Source organism: Paeniglutamicibacter sp. NPDC091659 (assembly GCF_044756805.1).
GTDB lineage: Bacteria > Actinomycetota > Actinomycetes > Actinomycetales > Micrococcaceae > Paeniglutamicibacter.
In genome coordinates this window covers 21,874-28,176 of record NZ_JBIVTO010000020.1, presented here as the reverse complement: position 1 = coordinate 28,176, position 6,303 = coordinate 21,874, and the positions used below count along the sequence as shown (strand labels likewise).

The 6,303-nt window shown below is 63.9% G+C and carries 5 protein-coding genes; 1 reads left to right on the top strand and 4 read right to left on the bottom strand.

Annotated elements, in window-relative coordinates:
- Both ACIQLF_RS21505 and ACIQLF_RS21500 read right to left on the bottom strand, forming a co-directional pair.
- A partial coding sequence (locus ACIQLF_RS21505; RefSeq protein WP_400303186.1) for an MmgE/PrpD family protein occupies nt 1-737 on the bottom strand: 737 nt, incomplete at its 3' end.
- Nucleotides 734-1,381 carry a GntR family transcriptional regulator gene (locus tag ACIQLF_RS21500; protein ID WP_400303184.1) on the bottom strand — a complete coding sequence of 216 codons (648 nt, stop codon included), beginning with the start codon at nt 1,379-1,381 and terminating at the stop codon, nt 734-736. The genes ACIQLF_RS21505 and ACIQLF_RS21500, both read right to left, overlap by 4 nt.
- A 160-nt stretch (nt 1,382-1,541) precedes the next feature.
- On the opposite strand from ACIQLF_RS21500, the gene ACIQLF_RS21495 reads away from it, so the two are divergent.
- Nucleotides 1,542-3,443 carry an AMP-binding protein gene (locus ACIQLF_RS21495; RefSeq protein WP_400303181.1) on the top strand — a complete coding sequence of 634 codons (1,902 nt, stop codon included), beginning with the start codon at nt 1,542-1,544 and terminating at the stop codon, nt 3,441-3,443.
- A gap of 306 nt (nt 3,444-3,749) precedes the next feature.
- On the opposite strand, the gene ACIQLF_RS21490 is transcribed toward ACIQLF_RS21495, so the two are convergent.
- Nucleotides 3,750-5,096, bottom strand: coding sequence for an MFS transporter (locus ACIQLF_RS21490; protein ID WP_400303178.1), 1,347 nt, complete (start codon nt 5,094-5,096; stop codon nt 3,750-3,752).
- Between the two features lie 56 nt (nt 5,097-5,152).
- Complete coding sequence (locus ACIQLF_RS21485) at nt 5,153-6,229, bottom strand: C45 family autoproteolytic acyltransferase/hydolase (RefSeq protein WP_400303175.1); 1,077 nt, start codon at nt 6,227-6,229, stop codon at nt 5,153-5,155.
- Nucleotides 6,230-6,303 lie beyond the last annotated feature (74 nt).

Here is a 6,303-nt window from a genome sequence, read left to right as displayed (position 1 = left end):
ATCGGCACCGGCGAGGTCTGGCCGCGCATGGCGCGGTCGGCTGCCTCGACGGCCATCTTGCCGGCGAACGCCGGTGCGTGGGCCTTCCAGGTGGAAATCTCGCCCTTGCGCGACTGGCGGGTGGCCGTGGTGGTGTGCAGGCCCTGGCCGACGGCCTGGAAGATGGTTTCCACGTCCAGGCCCAGCAGGGTGCCGATGCCGGCGGCGGCCGACGGGCCCAGGTGCGCCACGTGGTCGATCTTGTGCTTGTGCAGGCAGATGGACTTGACCAGGTCGACCTGGATCTCATAGCCGGTGGCGATGCCGCGGATCAAATCCTTGCCGCTGGCGCCGGTGTGCTGCGCGACCGCCAGGATCGGCGGGATGTTGTCGCCCGGGTGGGAGTACTCGGCCGAGAGGAAGGTGTCGTGGTAGTCGAGCTCTCGCACGGCCACGCCGTTGGCCCAGGCCGCCCACTCGGGGGAGACCTTCTGGGGAATCCCGAAGACCGAGGCGCCCGCCCCGCCGGTGGACGGCGCGTGGGTCAGTGCCTGGGCGCGGGCCGCGATGATCGGGCCGCGGTTCAGCGAGGCAACGGCAACGGATGCGTTGTCGATGATGCGGTTGATGATCATCTCGGTGACCTCGGCGGTGACCTCTACCGGATCGGCTGCGACCGTCGCGATCTTGTGGGCGAGCTGGTCCTCGCGGGCGAGGTTTTCATCACTGCGGTACACGCGTACGGGGTGGTTGATCATGGGGTGTCCTCTCGGGGTCCGGCATGGGTTTTGATGTGTTCAAGGCTGTGGTGCAGGTGCAGCTGCGTTGCGGCGGCGGCTACCTCGGGGTTTTGGGCGGCGATGGCCTCGGCGATGGCCGCATGTTCCATGGCCGAGGTCGCGAGCCGTACGGGGTCGTCCTGGGCCAGCCTGCGCACGCGGGCCAGGTGCACGCGCAGCGAACGGAGCGACTGCTCGATGTAGGGGTTGTTGACTGCCTCGTCGATGCTTCGGTCCAACTCGCCGGCCAGCTGGTAGTAGGCCTCGCGGGAGTCTGCGTCGTTCGAGCGGCCGGCCTCGATGAAGCGCTCGCGCAGCGACCGGAAGGTCTGGGGATCGGCCTTCCGCGCGGCAATGCGTGCGGACTCGACCTCCAAGGCCCGGCGCAGCGCAAACAGGTCGTCCACGTGTTCGTGCGAGACGTCGGAGACCACCACGCCGCGGCCGCGCTGTTGCGCGGCCAGCCCGTCGGCGGTGAGTCGGGCCAGGGCCTCGCGCAGCGGTGTGCGGGAGACTCCCAGACGTTCGGCTTGTTCTACCTCGCCGAGAACGGCGCCGGGACGCAGTCGCCATTCGACGATGTCCGTTCGCAGTGCCTCGTAGGCCTTATCGCTTGCCCTCATGGAATCAGTGTATACAGAAATTGCGCATTGTCGCGCTTTTCGGGAAATTTGATGCCATTTTTACGTGAAATGTATACATCGCAGTTGAAATCCCGTGGTACGGGTCATATGCTCGACGCAGCAAGACTTCATTGCACGAATGCAGAACGAAGGGGTTCCCATGTCAGCGACGTACGCCGAAACCTATGCCGCATCCAGCCGTGATCCGGAGCGTTTTTGGCTCGACGCGGCCGCAACCCTGGCCTGGGACAAGGCACCCACGCACGCCATCGACGGCTCCCGGGCCCCGCTCTACGCGTGGTACCCCGACGGCATGCTCAACGTGTCCTTCAACGCACTGGACCGCCACGTGCTCGCCGGGAACGGGGAGGCCACCGCCCTGGTCTACGATTCCGCGGTCCTGGGCATCCAGCGGCGCTTCAGCTACTCCGAGCTTCTCGAGCAGGTCGCAACGTTCGCTGGCGTGCTGCGTTCGCAGGGGGTGGGGCAGGGGGACCGCGTGCTCATCTACCTGCCCATGATCCCGCAGGCTCACATCGCCATGCTCGCCTGTGCACGCATCGGTGCGGTGCACTCGGTGGTCTTCGGCGGGTTTGCCCCCAAGGAACTCGCCGCGCGCATCGACGACGCCACGCCCAAGGCGATCGTGACGGCGACGGGAGGCATCGAGCCGACCCGGCGCATCGAATACCTGCCGGCCATTGCCGAGGCCATGGAACAGTCCGCCCACCACGTGCCGACCGTGATCGTGGCCCACCGCGACGGCTTTGCCCACCAGCTCTCGGAGTACGCCGGCGGCAACACCGCCTGGCACGACTGGGAGGAGCTGGCCGCGGCCGCGCAGGCTGTCGGCCCCGTGCCCGTCGCGTCCACGCACCCGCTCTACATCCTCTACACCTCCGGCACCACGGGAGCGCCCAAGGGAGTGGTCCGTGACAGCGGCGGCTACGCGGTGGCCATGGACTGGTCGATGCGCAACATCTACGGAGTCGGGCCGGGGGACACCATGCTCACCGCATCCGACGTCGGCTGGGTCGTCGGCCACTCGTACATCGTGTACGGGCCGCTGATCGCCGGCGCCACCACAGTGCTCTACGAGGGCAAGCCCGTAGGAACCCCCGATGCCGGCTCGTTCTGGCGGCTCATCGACGACCACAAGGTCGACGTGCTGTTTACGGCACCCACGGCGCTGCGGGCCATCCGCAAGGCCGACCCCGACGCCGCGCTGCTGGCCGACCACAACATCGAAAGCCTCAAGGCACTCTTTGTCGCCGGTGAACGCCTTGACCCCGACACCTACCAGTGGGCCTGCGGGAAGCTCGGCGTCCCGGTGCTCGACAACTGGTGGCAGACCGAAACCGGGTGGCCGATCGCCGCCAACCCGATGGGCCTGGAGCTCTTGGAACGCAAGGCGGGGTCTCCCACGGTCCCGGTGCCCGGCTACCAGGTGGAAATCCTGGACAGCTTCGGCGAGGCACTCCCGGTGGGGGTGGAAGGGAACATCGTCATCAACCTGCCGCTGCCGCCGGGAACCCTTGGCACTCTCTGGGGCAACGACCAGCGGTTCATCGACACCTACCTCCGGGCGTTCCCCGGCTACTACACCACCGGGGACTCCGGATACCTTGATGCCGACGGCTACCTCTTTGTCATGGGTCGCACCGACGACGTCATCAACGTTTCGGGACACAGGCTCTCCACGGGAGCCATGGAACAGGTGCTTGGCGCACATCCCGCCGTTGCAGAATGCGCGGTCATCGGGGTGGCGGACGAACTCAAGGGCCAGCGTCCCAGCGGGTACGTGGTGCTCAAGAGCGGTGCCGACATCGGCGAGGAACAACTCGGTGCCGAACTTGTGGCCATGGTCCGCCATGACATCGGCCCCGTCGCAGACTTCCGGGAAGTGCGCATCGTGGACGCCTTGCCCAAGACCCGCTCGGGCAAGATCCTGCGCAAGACCATGCGCCAGATCGCCGACGGCAAGGCCTACGCGGTTCCCTCCACCATCGAGGACCCGAGCGTCATTGATGCGCTGATTCCCCTGCTGCGCCCCGCGACTTAACAGGCACGGACGGCAGACCCCGGGATGCGAGGCGGGCGACGGCGACTCCAAGCCCATCCGCCGGCAAGAGACACCAGCCATCTCCCGCACTGCGGAACGCCCTGCGCGACGGCAGCCAAGCGTGGCAGGGCGTCAGGCGAAAAAGTAGGCCTCGCTTGTGGAAGCGGACTCGAAATGAGCGCCACTCCAACTGGAGGCCTACTTTTTACCTCTCAACAAAGTCGCATGTCATTCAGGTCAGCGGGCCAGAAACCCAACCTCCCGCTACCTTGTGGTTGGCAGCGCGTATGAAGGCACGTTCAACGCTTAGTTAACGGAGATCGTGGCGTTGTTGTCGCTGGAGATCTTGCCATTGATTTCTGCGGCGGTGAGTCTCGAGGTTTCCCGGAGTCCCAGCGCGCAAAGGCCCAGTATCGTTGCCGCGGCCGCGGCATAGATGGAAACCCCCAGTGGATTTCCGTGGGTGGCGATGAGTATGGCCGTTGCTACCATCGAGGCGGTTCCGCCGCCGATTGCGGCACCGATTTGGTAAGTCGCGGAAATCGCGGAGTATCTGGTCGATGCGGGAAACTGCTCGCCGAGGAACGTCGGGATGGGGCCTTGGGCTGCTCCGGTAATGAACCCAACGACGATGAAGGTGAGCAGCGTCAGACCCAGCACGTGTAGCTGAACCAGCGGGAAGAACACGAAGAAGAAGACCACGAGGAGCCCGGCGCCCGAGACCATGACCCTCTTCCTGCCGAGCTTGTCGGAGAGATGGCCGCAAAACAGTGCGCTGACAATGAGCGCAGCGGAACTGGCAACCTGGAAGACCAGTGCTTCGGTGCTTTGGTAGCCATTCTTGGCGACGTAGGAAAGGAAGAAAACGGAGACGATATAGGCGACTGTGTTGTATCCAAAGCTCACCCCGATCGAAAGGAACATCTCCTTCGGTCGTGACTTGATGGCAGCAAACAATGGAACCCGCGGTGCCTTGTCGGCGGAAACGATTTCCTCCTTCGGCATGCGAAGCCTGGCAACAAGGCCAACCAAGACCAGGATTCCGCCAATCCAGAAGGGGATTCGCCAAGCGAATTCGACCATTTGTCCACCGGCCAGTGCGCTGATGAGAGCGAATACGGCGGCTCCCAACAGCGTACCCAGACCGATGCCCATGCTTGTGAAGCTTCCCCAGAGGCCGCGGCGGCCCTCGGGGGCGGCTTCGATTCCGATGAGGGAAGCGCCTCCCCATTCGCCTCCCGCCGCAAACCCTTGAAGCAATCGGAGTGCGACCAACAACAGCGGTGCGGCTATCCCGATGGTGCTGTGGCCGGGAAGACAACCAATCAGGAAGGTGCTCAGCCCCATCACAACGAGGGTGAGGACCAGGATTGGTTTGCGTCCGATCTTGTCACCAAAGTGACCCAGGACAATTCCCCCGAGTGGACGGGCAACGAAACCGGTCCCGAACGCCGCGAAGGCGACCAGCGTACCAACCATCGGGTCCAGCTCGGGGAAGAATACTGCGGGGAAAACAAGCGCAGCGGCGAAGCCGTAAATGGAGAAATCGTAGTATTCGAGTGCCGTGCCGAAGCCGGAGATGAAGAAGGCTCTCTTGGCGCTGAGTGGTTGTGCTTGCCGCCGCTGGGGTTCGGATGTTGCTGTTTCGTGCATGCTTTTGCCTTTCGGGTTTGGGGAATACGATGAATCGTCTTGACGCGCTTGACACCCTAGAACCGGGTGAAACCTGTCAGGGATGCTTCGTAGGGATTGGTCGCTGCGACTTCAAGGTCACATGCGATGGTGTCGAGTCGTATCGTGAGCAGGGTTTTCCATTGGTCGATGGCGGGCAAGTTGTAGTCCGGGTGGAAACACACCACCGCCTCGGGGCCTTCATTGCCGCACATGGCGCTTGCCATCTCATTTGCTTCCCGTCCAGCCATGTCCGTTCGTGCCGACTCCAAATGGGCGAATCGTTCGCGGGTGGCGGAGTTGGAAGGGATGGTGTCGCCGACGCCGAGGCCGGGATCGAGGAAATGGTTGGTTCGAATGAGCCAGCCATTGCCATCCATGGGGACAACACGTGTTCCCGCAGGTGACAACTCGATACTGACGGAGCCCGGGGCATAGCCGTTGCTGCTCACGACGGTGAGGGCGGTCGAGGCACTGACCCGCGCCGAGGCAGCGATTGCGACGGCATCTTCGAGTGTGCTTGCCTCGTCCAGAATCGCGCGGGCAATTGCATGTACCGGCACGCCCCCGGATGCGTCATCCGATACGTGGGAAAGAATGTTGAAGTGAAGTCCGATGCCGTGGCTATTCACCCCGATCTTGCCCAGTGCACCGAATTCGGTGAAAAGCTTGACGGTCCTGCCCGGCGCCGGGATTAACTCCAGCAGCAAGCCTTCGGGGACAAGTTCCTCGTGCCAGTCCCAGGTTTGGATTGTTTGCGGCGCGTTCGCACCCGAGGGACTGTAGATCACGGTGGAACATTCGGCCCCGCCTGCACTTGCAGCCGCGGCCAGGATCTCCGTGCGGGCGTTGACCGCTTGGAGATGCCACGCCGGGACGCCGGCCCCCAGGGAGCAAGCATCCAGCTCCTCGGCCAAAGCGGGTCTCCAGATGCGCAACGCGTCGTGGCTGTGTTCGGCCTTCGTGCGAATCCAGTCGTGATCAAGACCCATGGCGACGAAGAAACCGACATACAGCTCGCTGGTGTTGCGTATCTGCTCGCTCCACCGAGCGCCGATCTGCCGACCGCGCTCTTGCGGGTCCGTGGTGGTAGTGGAAAAGCGTTGGAGGTGCAATGTGGGTTCCTTCTGAATCCGGCCACGTCAGACGACGATAATTTGTGGTTGACATCACGAAGATACGTAGGTTA